The sequence below is a fragment of the Anaerovibrio sp. genome, assembly GCF_051866355.1.
In the GTDB taxonomy this organism is placed as follows: domain Bacteria; phylum Bacillota; class Negativicutes; order Selenomonadales; family Selenomonadaceae; genus Anaerovibrio.
In genome coordinates this window covers 2,510-19,539 of the sequence record NZ_JBJDWZ010000052.1, presented here as the reverse complement: position 1 = coordinate 19,539, position 17,030 = coordinate 2,510, and the positions used below count along the sequence as shown (strand labels likewise).

Sequence of the window (17,030 nt, the reverse complement as noted above, 5' to 3'; positions counted from 1 at the left end):
CGTTTTTCTTTAAAGGCCGTTACGCCTTCGCGAAAATCCTCGGTATCCAGAAGCACCGCAGATGTCTCTGCTTCAAAGGCCAGAGTTTCCTCCAATGAGGCGCCATACTTGTTGACACCCTCTTTGGTCTTGGCCACGGCCAGAGGTGCTTTGGCCGCAATAGTCACGGCAACCTGCATAACCTTGTCTGTCAGCTCTGCAGCTGGCAGTACGTCGTTAATAAGTCCCCAATCCCTGGCTTTTTCCGCAGTCAGAGGCTTGGCTGTCAGCATAAGCTCTTTTGCTCTGGCCTGACCAATAGATTTGGCCAGATAAAAGAAGCCGCCGCAGTCCGGTGACAGTCCCACATTGACAAAGCTCTGAATAAACCTGACGCCTTCGGCCGCATATATCAAATCACAGGCAATTGCCAGATTGAAACCGGCTCCTGCCGCCACACCATTGACCATGGCAATCACAGGCTTGCTGGCTGCATGGATGGCCTGCACCATACTGCCCACCTTGGTGATGAAGGCCTTGCGCTCGGCCAGCGAATGCAGTCCGTCAAGAGATGGCAGATCACCGCCCGCCGAAAAAGCCCGGCCGGCACCGGTCAGCACCATAACCCGGACAGCCTGACTGCTTTCACCTTTTGCCAGTGCTTCCAGCACACCTTCCACCAGCTCCATGCTCATGGAGTTCAGGGATTGCGGCCTGTTCAAGGTAATAATGGCCACAGCACCCTCTTCCCGGTATAAAACAGCATCCGTACTCATATATACACCCCTCCGTAAAAACTGAAACATTTCGCTATCAATATGACCATGACTGATGATATCACTGCGACGGCAAATATTTGACCTCTGTTGGACCTGTGGTAATAAAATATCTGCCCCTGTAAGCAAAAACGCCACCCTTTGATTTATCGCACATACTTCTGAAAAGCCTCTGCATCAGATACGGACATCTTTACAGTCAGCACGGTTCCCTGCTCATCATAATCTATGGACCCTACCTTGCCCAGATTGTGAAGCTCCGTTACCAGGGAGCCTTTATCATATGGAATGCAGAGAGTAAGCTCTACCTGGCCTCTGTCAAAAAAGGCCTTGATTTTTTCCCGCAGCTTCTGCAGGCCGGCTTCGTCCTTAGCAGAAATAACTACACCGCTCCGGCCCTGTAGCATGCGGGCAAAAACATATTCGTTATTTTGCTCCGCCTCCGGCAGCTTATCCAGCTTGTTAAAGACAAAAATTGACGGCTTGTCCTGAGCATTAATTTCGCGCAGAACCTCCATAACCGCCTTTATCTGCAGCTCATAGTTGGCATCACTTGCATCGACTACGTGCAGCAGCAAATCAGCCTCCACCGTTTCCTCAAGCGTTGCCTGAAAGGCGCTTACCAGCGTGTGCGGCAGCTTCTGGATAAAGCCCACGGTATCTGTAAGCAGCAGCTCCTGCTTATCATCCAGCTTTATCAGCCTGGTGGTAGGGTCAAGGGTGGCAAACAGCTTGTCCTCTGCCAATACCTCATCACCTGCAAACAGGGCATTCAGGATGGTCGACTTGCCGGCATTGGTATAGCCTACCAGTGCCGCCGATGGAATGCGCGAATTTTTTCTTTGCACGCGGTGCAGCTGCCGCTGGCTTTTCAGCTTGGCAATACGTTCCTCCAAATCATGAATTCGCCCATGAATCCGCCGCCTGTCCATTTCCAGCTTTGTTTCGCCAGGCCCCCGAGTGCCTATGCCGCCACCCTGCCTTGAAAGCACCAGTCCCTGACCGCCAAGACGCGGCAGGTTGTATTTCAGCTGTGCCAGCTCCACCTGCAGTTTACCGGCCGCGGAACGGGCCCGCTGGGCAAAAATATCCAGAATCAGCGCTGTCCTGTCTACCACCCTGAGCCCGGTACTCATTTCCAGATTGCGCTGCTGGGAAGGTGTGATTTCATCATCCAGAATCAATAAATCGGCTTCGGTATTTTGCGCCAGCATGCCGATTTCATCCACCTTGCCCCGGCCAAGAAAAAATGCGTTGTCAGGCTTTGCCTTTTTCTGTATGACCTGGCCTGCCACCACAGCACCGGCAGTTTCGGCCAGACCTTTCAGCTCAGCCAGCGAATCCTCTATCCGCCAGCCGCCTGCCGATGTATTATAGTCCACACCGGCCAGAATCGCCCTTTCCTGCCGCTTCTCCGTATCCTTTAGCTGATGCCTGCCCAGCTCCTTGTTTATAGCAGTTACCAACTGCATGAGATTATAACGGTTCAGCTCACCCAGAGGCAGCTCCCGGGTACCATGCACCACATAGCCGCCGCTTTCCGTCAGCTCGCCGCTCAAAAAGGCCATACTGCCATATATCTTTCCTTCTTTCAGGCCTATGGCGGCCATGACGTCAAACCGCATGGTTCTGAGGGAGGACAAATCCGGTGCGCTGAGCCGTGTATCACTGCTGGGATGGGTATGCACACAACGCACGCCCGACAATCGGCTTTCCGATTTCCTCTGCCGCAGTTCCGGCAAATCTACAGTGGCATCGTCGCCAACAGATACCTGAAGCACTTTGCCCTGACGGTTGAGATATACAGCAACCTCCCGTGACAGCTCACCTGTCACGTCCAGCATTTCCTCCGCCAGCTCCCTGGTAATCAGCTGTCCTGCCGGTACTGTCAGCCCGTACATCCCTTCCAGCCTGTCCACAATATTTTTGCGGACATTGCCCAGCTCACCGTGAACCATCATATACGCTTCAGCTCCCTTCCCGTCCTCGCATTTACAATCTCGCATCATTATCACCATTATAGAGCAAATGTTATAAAAAAGCAAATAAAAACGGCTATTGCTTTCTGCCTCGCATCTGCAATAGCCGCAACAGCCGTTTTTTTGCCTGTAATTCCTGCCAGCCCGGCAAAATTTACTTCATAGCATCGTGGAGAGCACTCATGCTGTTGAACGATGCGTTGTCGATAATATCAGACAGCCTCAACAGCCCCTGCCCATCCAAAAGACTTGCAATCAATTTTCCAAAGCATCCCAGGCCGCATTGGCACGTTCCACAAAGACATCGCGCACAGCCTGATTTTCGCCGATGCCATGGATGTATGCCTCTACCTTGATGCCTTCCTTTTCAAGGATGCTCTTGTGGGAATCCTCTTCATCACCGGCCATATCGTTGTTGGCATGGTCGCCAGCTACCATCATGAACGGCATGATAGTCACCTTGCTGATTTTCTTTGCCTTCAGCTTAGGAATGATGGTTTCAAGGCTTGGCCAGCCTTCCACTGTTTCAATGAATACATTGTCATAGCCCATTTCCAGCAGTTTTTCCTGAATAACGGCATAATAAGCGTTGGCAATATTCGGTGTGCCATGCGCCATCATAACGATGCCCTCGCCCTTTTTGGTCTTCGGGAACTGGGTGGCAAAGGCCTTCAGCACCTCTGTTACATCATCGGCCTGCTCTTCCTGGCCCTGCCAGTACATCAGCGGAGTGCCGATAGTCATCTTCTTGAAATTATGCTTGTAGTTGTTAAATACACCCAGCTTGTAGCTGTACTCCATGCCCGGAATGACATCCAGAGTTGCCAGAGCTACACGGGTATATCCCTCTGCCTTCAGCTGTTCCAGTGCTTCTTCCGGCGTAGGGTATTTTATGCCCTCATTGGCCGCAACGCGGTCAATGATAATATGCGAGGTATAGGCAGTCACTACCTTGACACCCGGATGTGCCGCCTTTATGCCCTCAATAGTTGCATCAATGGTCTTGGCGCGGTTATCGGCAAAGGTGGTGCCAAAGGTCATTACCACGATGGCATCCTTGTCGGTCAGCCCCTGCAAATCAGGATTTACATAGGTCTGCACACCCATCTGGGATGCGGCCAGCAGAGCCGGGGTAGCAGTCTTTACCTCCGGATTCAGCTCATAAGCCGCCTCGGAAGCGCTAGGGCTGACGGTGAATACCGCACCTACGGCAACAGCAGCTACAAAAAATTTTTTCCAGTTTTTCATAAAATATTCCTCCTAAAGAAAAAATACTATACACTCTCCCGTCGCAGCTTCCGCTTTGCGGCAAACAACCGGCGTCAGCTGCAGCGGGAAAAATGACGACATTTTTTGCAGCTCATACTTTCAAATTATGACGGGCTGAATACGGATGGCCGCTCCAGCCTCTGTATATTTATTATAGCAATCTATATATTTTATCCATATGCTGTGTGTACACAGCTTACTTTTCAATATTGCTGTTTTTGCGCAAAAGGTAGAGAAAATACGGGGTTCCCAGAAAGGCGGTCATAATGCCCACATTGACCTCCGTTTTCTCTATCAGGACGCGCCCCAGTGAATCGCAAAACAGCAGGAACACCCCTCCGGCCACGATGCTGGCCGGCAGAAGATGCCTGTGATTCGGCCCCACCAGCATGCGCATCATATGGGGGATAATCAGCCCCACAAAACCGATGCTGCCGCTGATGCATACACTGGCTGCCGTTGTCATGGCGGAAACCAGCAGGAGTATCAGGCGATACCTTACTACGGGCATGCCGACAGCCTTGGCCTCGGCCTCGCCCAGCGCCAGAATGTTCAGGTGACGTGCCATCAGCAGCATGATGACTATGCCCGATACAATCGGCCCTACCCCCATAAGCACATGCTCCCAGCGGCGGTAGTCCAGACTGCCGATAGTCCAGAAGAGATACTGCTGCAGCTTGTACTCATCCATGACCACCAGCAGGGCGGCTGTAATGGCCCCCAGCAGCATGCCCACGACAACGCCGGATAAGAGCAGGGTAAGCACGGGAATCCTGCCATTTCTGGTCGCCAGTCCGATAGTCAGGAACACCGCACAGATTGCCCCTGCAAAGGCAAAAGCCGGCATGGCAAACATGTTCACGGCATTTACGCCCAGGCTGATGGCGATTACAGCTCCTACCGTGGCACCGCTGGACACACCGATGATGCCCGGGTCGGCCAGAGGATTGCTGAAGATGCCCTGCAGAATCGTACCTGATGCCGCCAGACCGGCCCCTACCATAAAGCCAACCAGAGTGCGCGGCGAGCGTATGAACATCAGCACTGCCTCCTGCTGGGCCGACACATTGACATCCTGCAGTACAGGCAGTCCCAGCTTGTGGCAGCACCACGCTATCACCTGCACAAAGCCTAAATCATACTGGCCTGCGGACAGAGAAAAGAAAAACGTCAGCAGAACCATTATAGCCAGCGCTATTCCCACCAGCTTGCGGTGATATCTCATACCATGTCACCGCCCTTTCCTGATTGCCCTGCATTATCGCTGTTACAGCCATCATGCCTGCTATTGCCGCCTATTATCGTTGCCAGCAGCTGTCGTTTTGCCTCATCCATAGGCTCAGGCACCGTATAGATATCGGCATGGCCTGTTTCCGGGTTGCGCCCGGCCTCAATCGGCACTCCGTAGCCGGCAGTCAGAAGCTCCCTTGTCAGCACCTTTTCCGGCACGTCATCAGCAATAATCCTACCCTTTCTGGCCAACAGCAGCCTGCTGCAGTACCTTGCCGCCAGATTAAGTTCGTGTACGACCATGACCACGGTCTTGCCCCGGTGGCACAGCTCCTGACAGAAGCGGAAAATCTCCTCCTGATAGAACAAATCCAGTCCTGCCGCCGGTTCATCCAGAAACAGCACCGGTGTCTGCTGGGCCAGCACCTTGGACAGAAGCACCCGCTGTCTTTGTCCGCCGGAAAGGGCGCGAATCGGCTTGTCTGCCATCTCCAGCACACCTGTGTATTCCATACAGGCAGCTACGATTTTCCTGTCTTCATCACTCTGCTGCTGCCACCATTTCCGATAGGGATACCGCCCTGCCATGACAATATCCCTGGCAGTATAATCAAAGGTCAGCTCCACCTGCTGCTGCAGATAGGCAATCTTGCGCGCCAGCTCCCTTTCCTGATAATCTCCCACGGTCTTCGCCGCCAGCATCACCCTGCCTGACCACACCGGCAGAAAACCGCGCATGGACTTCAGCAGGGTGCTTTTTCCGGCGCCATTCTTGCCAATGATGCCCACAAACTCTCCCCGGCTGATATTGAAGCTGACATCCTCCAAAATAGGATTTTGCTCGTGATAGCCAGCCGTTATATTTTCGACCTGAATAATAGCATTATTCATATATACAGTTTACCTCTATACAACATACTTCCCTCCGGCCGCACGGCGTGCAGATTCCCGGCGAGGACTGCCTGCAAAACAGCTTATTCCACAGCTGACAGATGCTGCTGGTCTTCCAGCCTGAATTCATCGCCATACACTGTATAAGCGATTTCCTGCACCGCAAAGCAGAAATCCTGCGAGGCAGTGTAGATATAGGCATCCCTCGGCTCTTTGATACTGCCGGCCTGAATTGCCTTCATCTGCTGGAGAGCCGGATCCTTCATATATTTGTCACGGAATCCCTGAATATCGAAGGTGCCGTGGGCGTTGTAGGTAGGCAGAAAAATAATATCCGGATCCATCTGCACCATCATTTCCTTGGTCAGCTTGTCGCCCCGCTGCAGGCCGTATTCCGACAGGCAGTTGGTGACGCCTGCCAAAGTACAGGCATCATCGTAGATGCAGTCCTTGCCGCCATAGTTGCTCATCAGGGAAATCAGCAAGACCCTCTTTCTCTGCTCCTGTGGTATTTTGTCAACCTTTGCCTTGATTTCCGCCAGCCTGTCATCCATCATGCCAATCAGTCTGGTGCCACGCTCCGGCTCACCGACGGAAGCCGCAATCAGGCTGATATTGTCGCGGATTTCCTGCAGATTCTTGGCTCCCTTGACTACCACCACATTGATGCCCATATTCCGCAGGGATTCCACGTAATCTATATCCCCCCAGTTGGCGGCAATCACCAGGTCCGGCTCCATGGCAAGAATCTCCTCTACCTTGGGATGACGCACCTTGTTGGGAATATCCTTGCCCAGCTCCACGATATTTGAGCTGACAGGATCATCCACCAGCACGTTGGCACAAACCACCCTGTCAGGCTTTACCAGCCCCAGCAGGATATTGTCCGTGCTCATGGTAAGGCTGACAATCCGCTTTGGTTTTTCTTTGAAATTCACTACCGTTCCCTGATCATCAGTCACCTGATAGCCAGCCCCGGCAACGGTATCCTGGTTGCCACATCCCCCCAGAAGCAGGGACAGAACCAGCAGCATGGACAGCATCACAGCTGCCAGATGCTTTTTTTCATACATCACGGCAAATCTCTCCTTTCCCCGTAAATAGACTATAGGCCTGTTGCCTGTTATAGCGCCTGTCGTGGCGGCTGTTGCACGCATTTTACCTGCTTCAGCCACAAAAAAAGCCTTTCCCTCCCAGCAGGAAGGAAAAAGCCATCAACTCATAGCCATAGTCATTCGCACAAGGCCACAAATCCCCTTCCTATCGCTCGCAGGTACTGTATGCAGCCAGCCGTTGCAGGCAGGCCGTCATATCATTCGGTGATTGTTAAACAGGCAATTCTTCTGGCTTAGGTTCATCGCTCATCTGCGCCTTCTCAGGTTTCCCCAATGGCGTAGCTTGTGCAGAATCGCTCCCCTTACAGCGGCGGGACCGCGCCGGCCTTTACCGGCTTTCTTATTAAGTCTTTCGACACCTGTTCCAAATATTCAACTCTAAAAAGCATTTTAACATAAATTCAAACAAAAATAAACCCCAAAAGGCAGAATTGCCTTGCGATAGTTACAGCGCCAGTGGAATATAATAACATCCGTCAGCACGAAAAAAATGCTGCCGCCCGAAAGGACAGCAGCATCTAAGTTCATAGCTCTAAATCAGCAATATTCAGCTTTCAGAGGCAAAGACCTGCGATTACAGCTGAGGACCAGCAGCAACCAGAGCCTTGCCAGCATCATTGCCGGTGTACTTGCCGAAGTTCTTGATGAAGCGGCCGGCAAGATCCTTTGCCTTAGTCTCCCACTCGGAAGCATCAGCATAGGTATCGCGAGGATCCAGAATCTTTGGATCAACGCCTGGCAGCTCGGTAGGTACCTCGAAGTCAAACATAGGAATCTTCTTGGTAGGAGCCTCGTTGATAGCGCCGGACAGGATAGCATCGATGATACCGCGGGTATCCTTAATGGTGATACGCTTGCCGGTACCGTTCCAGCCGGTGTTTACGAGATAAGCCTTTGCGCCGTTAGCATTCATCTTCTTTACCAGTTCCTCACCGTACTTGGTAGGATGCAGCTCAAGGAAAGCCTGGCCGAAGCAAGCGGAGAAGGTAGGAGTCGGCTCAGTGATGCCGCGCTCGGTACCTGCCAGCTTTGCAGTGAAGCCGGAGAGGAAGTAATACTGGGTCTGCTCCGGAGTAAGGATAGAAACAGGAGGCAGTACGCCGAAAGCATCTGCAGACAGGAAGATTACGTTCTTGGCTGCCGGTGCGGAGGAACCTGGCTGGATGTTGTTGATGTGCTGGATAGGATAGGATACACGGGTGTTCTCGGTAACGGACTTATCAGCGAAGTCAATCTTACCGTCCTCAGCAACAGTTACATTCTCCAGCAGGGCATTTCTCTTGATTGCGCCATAGATGTCAGGCTCGGACTCCTTGTCCAGGTTGATAACCTTTGCATAGCAGCCGCCCTCGAAGTTGAACACGCCATTGTCATCCCAGCCATGCTCGTCATCACCAATCAGGCGACGCTTAGGATCGGTAGACAGGGTAGTCTTGCCGGTACCGGACAGGCCGAAGAAGATAGCGGTGTTCTCACCATTCATGTCGCAGTTTGCGGAGCAGTGCATGGAAGCGATGCCCTTCAGAGGGAGGAAGTAGTTCATCATGGAGAACATACCCTTCTTCATCTCGCCGCCATACCAGGTGTTAATGATAACCTGCTCACGGGAAGTAGTGTTGAAAGCTACGCAGGTCTCGGAGTTCAGGCCGAGCTCCTTGTAGTTGGTAACCTTTGCCTTGGAAGCATTGTAAACAACGAAATCAGGCTCGAAGCTCTCCAGCTCCTCAGCAGTAGGCTGAATGAACATATTGGTTACGAAATGAGCCTGCCATGCAACCTCAACGATGAAACGCACTGCCATGCGGGTGTCCTTGTTAGCACCGCAGAAAGCATCAACAACAAACAGCTTCTTGTTGGACAGCTCGTTCTTAGCCAGATCCTTAACAGTAGCCCATACGTCCTCGCTCATAGGATGGTTATCGTTCTTGTACTCATCAGAGGTCCACCATACAGTGTCCTTGGAGTTCTCGTCCATAACGATGTACTTATCCTTTGGAGAACGGCCAGTATAGATACCGGTCATTACATTAACAGCACCCAGCTCAGTCTCTTTACCTACCTCATAGCCCTCAAGACCAGCCTTGGTCTCTTCCTCGAACAAAAGCTCATAAGAAGGATTGTGAACAATCTCAGTAGTACCAGTAATACCATACTTGCTCAAATCAACATTTGCCATTTTGCTATCAACCTCTTTCTCTTTATACTGCAGCAGCACTTTGCTGAGAAGGTATGCCCGCTGAACTTAACAGGCACCTTTCCCATACGGTGGGCCGCCGCTTAAAATACGATTTGGTCTTGCAGGTGCTTTCGCACCTAACCCTCGACTTATATGTTATAGTATTTTGGCAATTTTGTCAAAAATTATTTAGACTTATTTATGGATAAATTTTGCTTATTGTTCTTTGACTGCATTATTGTATTCACGCGAAAATGTTCAATTCCTCCTGTCAGGCGGCACCGCGCCAAAAGCAACAGGTTCGGAACTGCAGGAAGAGGCCCTACTGCCCCGCAAAGGCAGGCCTTATCAGCCCTGCTTCGCAAAATCAGCCACGGCCTGCGGCATGGCATCCTTGTCCACTACGCTGCTATGGCGCACCTCTGCATTTTTCAGGGCGGCCAGTCCGGCAGGAATAGGGAAGCTGTTCATGGCCTGCAGCCTGTCCAGCAGCTGGAACTCATCCAGTCCGTCAACGGACTGGCCCAGGGCCGTCAGGACGCTTTCGTTGAATTTATACGGGCTGGCGGTGGAAACCACTACCATAGGCTCGGCATTGCCGGCCATCATGTAGTTGTGGGCGCTGTCCCAGGCTACGGCCGTATGGGTATCTGCAATATACCTGTTTGCGCCATAAACAGAATTTATTGTATCCATAGTCTTTTTGTCGTCTGCCCAGTCACAGCCAAAGACAGACTGAATTTTTGCCAGCACCTCTGCCCCTACGTCATACTTGCCGGTTTCTGCCAGTGATTTCATCCACCCTGCCACCAGGGCTGCATCATCAGTTACGTGGTACAGAAGGCGCTCCAGATTGCTGGAAATCAGGATATCCATGGAAGGGCTGATGGTCTTGAAGAAATCGCGGTTTCTGTCATAGACGCCGGTTCTGAGGAAATCGGTCAGCACGTTGTTGGCATTGGAGGCACAAATCAGCTTCTTCACCGGCAGTCCCATGCGCAGGGCATAGTAGCCTGCCAGAATATCGCCGAAGTTGCCGGTCGGCACGGTGAAGCTTATCTCATCCCCGGCACGGATAACACCGGCCTTCAGCAGATCAGCATAGGCGCTGAAATAGTACACAATCTGCGGCACCAGGCGTCCCCAGTTGATGGAGTTGGCAGAGGACAGGGAAACTCCTGCCTCATTCAGCCCTGCATTGAACTCCTTGTCGCTGAAAATGGCCTTGACGCCGCTCTGGGCGTCATCAAAATTGCCCCTGACAGCGGTGACGGCTACATTGCCGCCCTGCTGGGTAACCATCTGCAGCTTCTGGATGCGGCTGACGCCGTTTTCAGGATAGAACACGATAATCTTCGTCTGCTCCACATCCTTGAAGCCCTCCAATGCGGCCTTGCCGGTATCGCCGGAGGTGGCTACCAGAATCAGCACCTGATTTTTTTCACCTGTCTTTTTCAGTGCCGTGGACAAAAGCTGCGGCAGAAGCTGCAGAGCCATATCCTTGAAAGCGCTGGTCGGACCATGCCACAGCTCCAGCACGGAAACATCCTCCATGATGTTCAGCGGTGCTACAGCCGCATCGTCAAATTTGCCGCCGCCATAGGCCCTTTCTACACAGCCCTTTATTTCTTCCTCGGTATAATCGGTCAGAAAGCGTCCCAGTACCCTGGCAGCCCGCTCCTGATAGGAGAGCTTTGTCAGCCCCTTGATAAACTCCATGTCCACCTGCGGCAGCTCTTCCGGCACAAACAGTCCGCCATCATCGGCCAGGCCTGCGATAATGGCCTGCGCAGATGTCATTTTCTGGTTGTTTCCTCTTGTGCTGATGTAATTCATATCAATCCTTCACTCCTATGTAGTATATGGTTTTATTGTACGCTTTTAGAAGACGCTCATGGCATCTTTTCCTGATATGCGCATGTGACAGCCGCAAATGCCTTATGAGCGGCAAATAGCCGAATTTATCTGACAAGGCCTGCATCTACCTGATAAGGCCTGCTACAACGGCATTGACGGCCCTTATCAGGTCATCCGGGCGCAGTATCAGCTGCTGTCCGCGGATTCCGGCGCTGATGGCGATTCGTTCATGCTCCCGGCAGGATTCGTTCAGATACACGGGATAGTCCTTCTTTGCCCCCAGCGGCGAGCAGCCGCCGCGCACATAGCCGGTCAGCCCCAGCACTTCCTTGAGATGCACCATTTCCACGCGCTTGTTGCCGGATACGGCGGCCAGCGCCTTCAAATCCAGCTCCCCGTCGCCCGGAATACAGGCCATGAGGACGCCGTTCCTGTCCCCCCGGCACACCAGCGTCTTGAATACTGTCTTTACATCCATGCCGGCGGCCTCCGCTACGTGAACAGCGCTTAAATCATCCAGATCAACCGCATATTCCTTGATTTCATAGCTGATTTTCAGCCTGTCCAGAATACGGGCGGCATTAGTTTTCTTGCTCTTCATACTGTAACATATTGTCCTTCCTTAGAAAACATAAATCCATGCTAGTATAACACAAATTATTTTTATTGTCCATAATTCCCCATAAAAAATGCGGGGCAAATGAACTGTTTTCCGTAAAAACAGCACATTTCTCCGCATTTTCATTACATGCCCTGCTGGCTACCTCCTGCACGGCCCGCTCTACGCCGTCAGCATAGCAGAAGCACATACCTATCCCCGGCCGGATTACTGCTCCCCATTTCCATAGGCGGATATCTCCGGCAGGTATTCACCGCCCAGCAGGCTGTAGCTGTCGCCGTTGATATCAGCCGCCCCCGGATAGTTGGCCGCCCGCACCGCTTCATCATCGTTGTTGCGCATGGATGCCGCAGTCTGCTTTGCCACGGCGGCCCTGTCAACCAGGCCGCCCACCACTGCCTCCAGCTTGGACTTGTTCTCAGCCCACTCCTTCTGCAGGCCGCTCAGCTTTGCGTTGTATTTTGCCAGACGGTTGTCCCACACGGCGGCATTGAAGGCAGGACGGCGCTTGCCCGCCTTCCGCGCTTCATCAGCCTGCGCCTTCGCGTCATTCATATTATCGCTATGGGATGCCACGTCATAGTACCCTTCCAGCATGTTCAGGGATATTTCCTTGCGCTCACTGAGAAGCTCGTTGAGATAGCCGCCGGCAATCGGCACATTCAGATCATCTATCCGCTTGTAGGATTCCTCGAAGATTTTTCTTGCCTCAAAGACCCAGTCCAAATCAGTTTCCGGATGATTCTCCCTCAGCTCATCCAGCTTTTCCTGGGTAGACGTCAGAATAAAGCGCACCTTTTCCTTGTAGCGTATGTAATCACGGTCATTTTGCTTGATGAGCTCGTCTGCGTATCTGCTGTAGTTCTCAATGTCGTACAGACGCCAGCTGCCGTCCTCCTGACGCTGGAGCTTCAGGTTCAGGATATACGTATCTCCGAAGTTCGGCTCATACACGCGTATCCCCGCCGTAACGCGGACAGGCCCCTCGTCCTCCTGCAGGGCCACCTCTTCCTTGGCGGCCTCCTCGCTTTCCTCTCCGGTCATGTAGTCATTGATTTTGGTCAGAATATAGCTAAGCAGCTTGTCGGTGAGGGTTTCGTCCTTCTTGTCCTCTTCCCCCGGCGGCGGATCCCTGTACACGTACTCCAGACTGCGGAAGCTGACTGTTTTCAGGCCAATCTTATCCTGAAAGCTGGATTCGGCAGTGATCTTCTCCGGCTCCGGCCACTTGCCCGTCTGCACATAGCTCAGGAACTCATCCTTGCAGAGATCGCCGAAGCTGCCGTCCTTAAGCCCCGCATAGACGGGCTCGCTCTCTGGAACCAGCTCCGACAGCTTCTGGCTGCCGCCGCGGAAAATGGCATCCAGGTCAACACGGCGCTGCAGATCCTCTACGTTGCCTGTCTGTATGTCCTTCTGCATGGCCCGCAGTGAATAAGTCGGCGTAAAAATATAAAACTTGAAATAGAACGCTCCCGCCGCAATGCCCAGCAAAAGCTCCAGCACAACTCCCAAAATCACAGCTTTTCTGACCGTCATTTCCTCACCCGCTTCTCACATCATTGTGTTATACGCCCGCACAGAAAAAGCCCTGCACGGAAAACATCCATGTTTTCTCTATACAGGACTTATTATATCATAATTTTAGAAAATTTTGTAATAATTTTGTTTTTTCACACATTGACATATATTGCCGCATCCGTGTGTGTTCCTCCGTTGCGGCTCGCGCACCGACGCCTGCATATCGGCATCAGGTATCGGTGCGTGCAGGCTGCCAGCGTTTTTCGTAGCCGACGAACATCATGACGGCACTGATGGCCAGTCCGATATAGAGGGGATCCACAGGCAGTTCCGCCAGCAGTCCCAGGGCAATCGTAACCACCGTGCTGACGATAATGGAGGCAAAGGCCCATTTTTTTGCTATGCTGCGGGGACAGAAAATGGCGAAGGTCAGGGGCAGGAATACGCCACAGCCCCTCATGGACATGGAGAGAAAGCTCCAGAACAGCACCTGCGAATCAAGGTTGATAATGGCTATCAGGCAGGCCGAAGCCATCACCGCCAGTACCACGCCCCGCAGGGTGTAGAGAAGTTTTTTGCCGTTGCCCAGCTCCACGGCCCTGCCGATGATATCACGGGTAAGCATGGTGCCTATGCCCAGCGCCAGGCCGCCGATGGAGCCCACCAGGCTCAGCATGATGCCCCCCAGGGCAATACCGGCCAGCCAGACAGGCTGATGCTCCAGAAGATATACGGGCAGTACCAGCACGGGAAGCACATCCGGGCTGACGGCGTGCATGTACATGCCGATGGCGATAGAGGGCAGTCCCACAGGAATGACTATGGCGGCGGCGGCAAAAGCGCCGATGGAAGCCACGCGGGGGCTGGATGCCGAAAAAAAGCTCTGTATGTAGGTCTGGGTGCAGACAACGCCCACAATCATGGAAAAGAGCTTGGAAATACCGCCGCCAACGCCGATGTTAAACATGTTCCACCAGTGCTCCGGCGGCAGAAGAACCGGCAGCTCCGGCATTGACATCAGGCCGGAAAAGGCGCTGATGCCCGCGGCAAAAAGGCTCAGCCAGATGACCAGCATTTTCAGTATGCCGCCTACACCGGCGCTTTTCATGCCGCCGAAAAAGACGTAGGACGCCACCAGTGCCACCAGAATAACGGCTGAGGCCGTCACGCCCGTATTCAGGATTGCCGAAACAATCTGAATCCCCGGCAGGCAGCTGGACACAATGCTGAACAGGATGCCCAGTGAGGAAATGATGCCGGCGGCTTCGGCGGCATTGCCGCCATAATTCCTTTTCAGGTACTGCGGAATGGTTTCCAGGCCGGTGGCGCGGAGCCTCCCGGCATAAAAAAGCCCCATCAGGATAAAGGCGATGCCGGAGCCGAGGGTGAACCACCAGGCAGACAGCCCCATGCTGTAAGCCATCTGGGCAGTTCCGACCGTCGCACCGCCTCCCACCACCGTTCCGGCAATACTGCCTGCCACCAGCGGCACTCCGGCGCTGCGGCCGCCCAGGCTGTACCCCTCGGCGGATTTCACGGAGCGGGCGGCACAGATGCCGCCGCCAATCACAAATATCAGTGTCAGAATCATTATAATCAGATGCTCTGCTGTCAAATTCATATCCATGCCTTCTTTCATCCCCGCATTATAAAACTTTTGGAGCTGTTTTTCAATAATCAGGGCATATTCTGCCATGTATACATTATCTTCTGCCGCAATTTCTGCTATAATTAATCTGTTGCAGTGCGCAGCATGCAATATTCAGTAGACTATATACGTGAGGTGCCAAAGATGCTAAAAGTTGCTATTGCCCAGATGAAGGTTACCGCCGGGCATCCTGATGTGAATACCGTCAGGATGCTGGACATGATTCAGGAGGCGAAGGATAAAGGGGCTGACCTGATTATCTTTCCGGAAATGGCCATACCGGGCTACCTGCTGGGAGATACCTGGGAGCAGACAGCCTTTATCAGGGACTGTGAGGAATGCGGGCAGGATATCATCGCCGCTTCCGAGGGGATTGCCGTTATATTTGGCAATGTTGCCGCCGACTGGGAGAAAAATAACCCTGACGGCAGGGTGCGCAAATACAATGCCCTGTTCACGGCCTGCAACGGCAGGCTTGTAAAGCCACGGGACATGCCTTATCCCTTCGTCATCAAGACCCTGATGCCCAACTACCGCGAGTTTGATGATACCCGCCATTTTTTCAGCCTGCGCCAGCTGGCCGCGGAGCTTGGAACCGATGCTGAGGCGCTGATAAGCCCGGTGGAGCTGTCCATCGGGGGCAGGACATACTCTGTAGGCGGCTTTCTATGCGAGGATGGCTGGAGCGACGACTATGATACAGCTCCTGTAGAGATTCTCACGAGCAAGGGCGTAGATATGCTGGTGGACATATCCTCCTCCCCGTATACGCTGGGCAAAAACGGAAAACGGCACCGGGTATTCGGCAGGCAGGCCAAAGAGGCCGGTGTGCCGCTCTTCTATGTAAACAATATCGGCATCCAGAACAATGGCAAGACCGTCTATACCTTTGATGGTTCCAGCACCCTCTACAACAGCCAGGGGTTCATGGTGGACTGCCTGCCGAAATACGTCCAGCAGCTGAAATGCTACGAATTGGAGGCAGTGGACAGCCTGCCGCGATATCAGCGGAAAAAGACGGAGCCTGCCGGTCATATCTTTGAGGCCGTTTCCTATGGCGTAAGCAGCTTTCTGGCTGACATCCGCATGGACAGGGTGGTTGTAGGCATCTCCGGCGGCATTGATTCAGCTGTGGCGGCCGCGCTCTATACCCACATCCTTGGGCCGGAAAAGGTTCTGCTGGTAAATATGCCCAGTGTGTACAATTCGGCTACCACCAAGGGGCTGGCCAGACAGCTGGCAGTCAATCTGGGCTGCAATTACGCCGTTATACCTATTCAGGAATCAGTTGACCACACCATCGGCCAGCTGGAAAGCATACCGGTGACGCTCTTGAAGGATGGCAGTACCTTCAGCCTGAATGTATCCTCCTTCGTGGCCGAGAATATTCAGGCCAGGGACAGGAGCGCAAGGGTGCTGGCCGGAGCGGCGGCGGCCTTTGGCGGCGGTTTTACCTGCAACGCCAACAAGGCGGAAACCACCGTCGGCTACTCCACCCTGTACGGCGACCAGTCAGGCTTCCTCTGCGCTTTGGCGGATTTGTGGAAGTATCAGGTCTATGAGCTGGCACGGTATATTAATGACAGTGTTTACGGACGCGAGGTCATACCGCAGGCCACTATCGACATAGTGCCAAGCGCCGAGCTGTCCGGTGCCCAGAATGTGGATGAAGGGCTGGGTGACCCTATTAAGTACCCGTATCACGACTATCTCTTCCGCAGCTTCGTGGAATACTGGCAGAAGGCAACTCCTGCCGACATCCTGCAATGGTACAGGGACGGGGTGCTGGAAGAAAAAATCGGCTGCCGCCCCGGCCTGGTGACAGAATACTTCCCTGACACCGCGGATTTTATTGCTGATCTGGAACGCTGGTGGCGTCAGTTCAGCGGCATGGCCGTGGCAAAAAGGATTCAGGCACCGCCTATTGTGGCTGTCAGCCGCCGCGCCTATGGCTTTGACCATCGCGAGGC

12 protein-coding genes and 1 riboswitch are annotated in these 17,030 nt (G+C 53.1%); of the genes, 1 reads left to right on the top strand and 11 read right to left on the bottom strand.

What is annotated here, in order from left to right; all coding sequences use genetic code 11:
- The 11 genes from ACI3UA_RS03105 to ACI3UA_RS03055 all read right to left on the bottom strand — a co-directional run.
- The coding region (locus ACI3UA_RS03105) for an enoyl-CoA hydratase/isomerase family protein (RefSeq protein ID WP_439723365.1) at window positions 1–755 on the bottom strand (755 nt) is incomplete at its 3' end.
- A gap of 146 nt (window positions 756–901) precedes the next feature.
- The gene (hflX, locus tag ACI3UA_RS03100; protein WP_439723364.1) at window positions 902–2,716 is read right to left on the bottom strand and encodes a GTPase HflX; all 1,815 of its coding nucleotides are present in this window, start codon (window positions 2,714–2,716) and stop codon (window positions 902–904) included.
- Window positions 2,717–2,989: 273 nt separating this feature from the next.
- The gene (locus ACI3UA_RS03095) at window positions 2,990–3,982 is read right to left on the bottom strand and encodes a sirohydrochlorin cobaltochelatase (protein WP_439723363.1); all 993 of its coding nucleotides are present in this window, start codon (window positions 3,980–3,982) and stop codon (window positions 2,990–2,992) included.
- Window positions 3,983–4,199: 217 nt separating this feature from the next.
- A complete protein-coding gene (locus ACI3UA_RS03090) occupies window positions 4,200–5,228 on the bottom strand; it encodes a FecCD family ABC transporter permease (protein ID WP_439723362.1) in 1,029 nt (342 codons plus the stop codon).
- Window positions 5,225–6,124, bottom strand: coding sequence for an ABC transporter ATP-binding protein (locus ACI3UA_RS03085; protein WP_439723361.1), 900 nt, complete (start codon window positions 6,122–6,124; stop codon window positions 5,225–5,227). The genes ACI3UA_RS03090 and ACI3UA_RS03085 overlap by 4 nt, the downstream gene beginning before the upstream one ends.
- Before the next feature lie 83 nt (window positions 6,125–6,207).
- Complete coding sequence (locus ACI3UA_RS03080; RefSeq protein WP_439723366.1) at window positions 6,208–7,197, bottom strand: ABC transporter substrate-binding protein; 990 nt, start codon at window positions 7,195–7,197, stop codon at window positions 6,208–6,210.
- Window positions 7,198–7,440: 243 nt separating this feature from the next.
- Window positions 7,441–7,617: riboswitch (cobalamin riboswitch) on the bottom strand.
- A 196-nt stretch (window positions 7,618–7,813) separates the two neighbouring features.
- Window positions 7,814–9,415 carry a phosphoenolpyruvate carboxykinase (ATP) gene (gene pckA, locus ACI3UA_RS03075; protein ID WP_439723360.1) on the bottom strand — a complete coding sequence of 534 codons (1,602 nt, stop codon included), beginning with the start codon at window positions 9,413–9,415 and terminating at the stop codon, window positions 7,814–7,816.
- Between the two features lie 348 nt (window positions 9,416–9,763).
- Window positions 9,764–11,251 carry a threonine synthase gene (gene thrC / locus ACI3UA_RS03070; protein ID WP_439723359.1) on the bottom strand — a complete coding sequence of 496 codons (1,488 nt, stop codon included), beginning with the start codon at window positions 11,249–11,251 and terminating at the stop codon, window positions 9,764–9,766.
- A gap of 145 nt (window positions 11,252–11,396) precedes the next feature.
- Entirely contained in the window at window positions 11,397–11,873 is a 477-nt protein-coding gene (gene ybaK, locus ACI3UA_RS03065) for a Cys-tRNA(Pro) deacylase (RefSeq protein ID WP_439723358.1), read from the bottom strand.
- A 225-nt stretch (window positions 11,874–12,098) separates the two neighbouring features.
- Window positions 12,099–13,430, bottom strand: a complete 1,332-nt coding sequence (locus ACI3UA_RS03060) for a hypothetical protein (RefSeq protein WP_439723357.1) — start codon at window positions 13,428–13,430, stop codon at window positions 12,099–12,101.
- 211 nt (window positions 13,431–13,641) lie between these two features.
- On the bottom strand, window positions 13,642–15,033 hold the full coding sequence (locus tag ACI3UA_RS03055) for a sodium:solute symporter family protein (RefSeq protein WP_439723356.1): 1,392 nt from the start codon (window positions 15,031–15,033) through the stop codon (window positions 13,642–13,644).
- Between the two features lie 171 nt (window positions 15,034–15,204).
- Between ACI3UA_RS03055 and nadE the strand changes: the two genes are divergently transcribed.
- On the top strand, window positions 15,205–17,030 hold a 1,826-nt coding region (gene nadE / locus ACI3UA_RS03050; protein WP_439723355.1), incomplete at its 3' end, for an NAD(+) synthase.

Coding starts and splice junctions, on each gene's coding strand:
- hflX (WP_439723364.1), bottom strand. CDS start 2,716: ATGATGGTTCACGGTGAGCTGGGCAATGTCCGCAAAAATATTGTGGAC.
- ACI3UA_RS03095 (WP_439723363.1), bottom strand. CDS start 3,982: ATGAAAAACTGGAAAAAATTTTTTGTAGCTGCTGTTGCCGTAGGTGCG.
- ACI3UA_RS03090 (WP_439723362.1), bottom strand. CDS start 5,228: ATGAGATATCACCGCAAGCTGGTGGGAATAGCGCTGGCTATAATGGTT.
- ACI3UA_RS03085 (WP_439723361.1), bottom strand. CDS start 6,124: ATGAATAATGCTATTATTCAGGTCGAAAATATAACGGCTGGCTATCAC.
- ACI3UA_RS03080 (WP_439723366.1), bottom strand. CDS start 7,197: ATGTATGAAAAAAAGCATCTGGCAGCTGTGATGCTGTCCATGCTGCTG.
- pckA (WP_439723360.1), bottom strand. CDS start 9,415: ATGGCAAATGTTGATTTGAGCAAGTATGGTATTACTGGTACTACTGAG.
- thrC (WP_439723359.1), bottom strand. CDS start 11,251: ATGAATTACATCAGCACAAGAGGAAACAACCAGAAAATGACATCTGCG.
- ybaK (WP_439723358.1), bottom strand. CDS start 11,873: ATGAAGAGCAAGAAAACTAATGCCGCCCGTATTCTGGACAGGCTGAAA.
- ACI3UA_RS03060 (WP_439723357.1), bottom strand. CDS start 13,430: ATGACGGTCAGAAAAGCTGTGATTTTGGGAGTTGTGCTGGAGCTTTTG.
- ACI3UA_RS03055 (WP_439723356.1), bottom strand. CDS start 15,033: ATGAATTTGACAGCAGAGCATCTGATTATAATGATTCTGACACTGATA.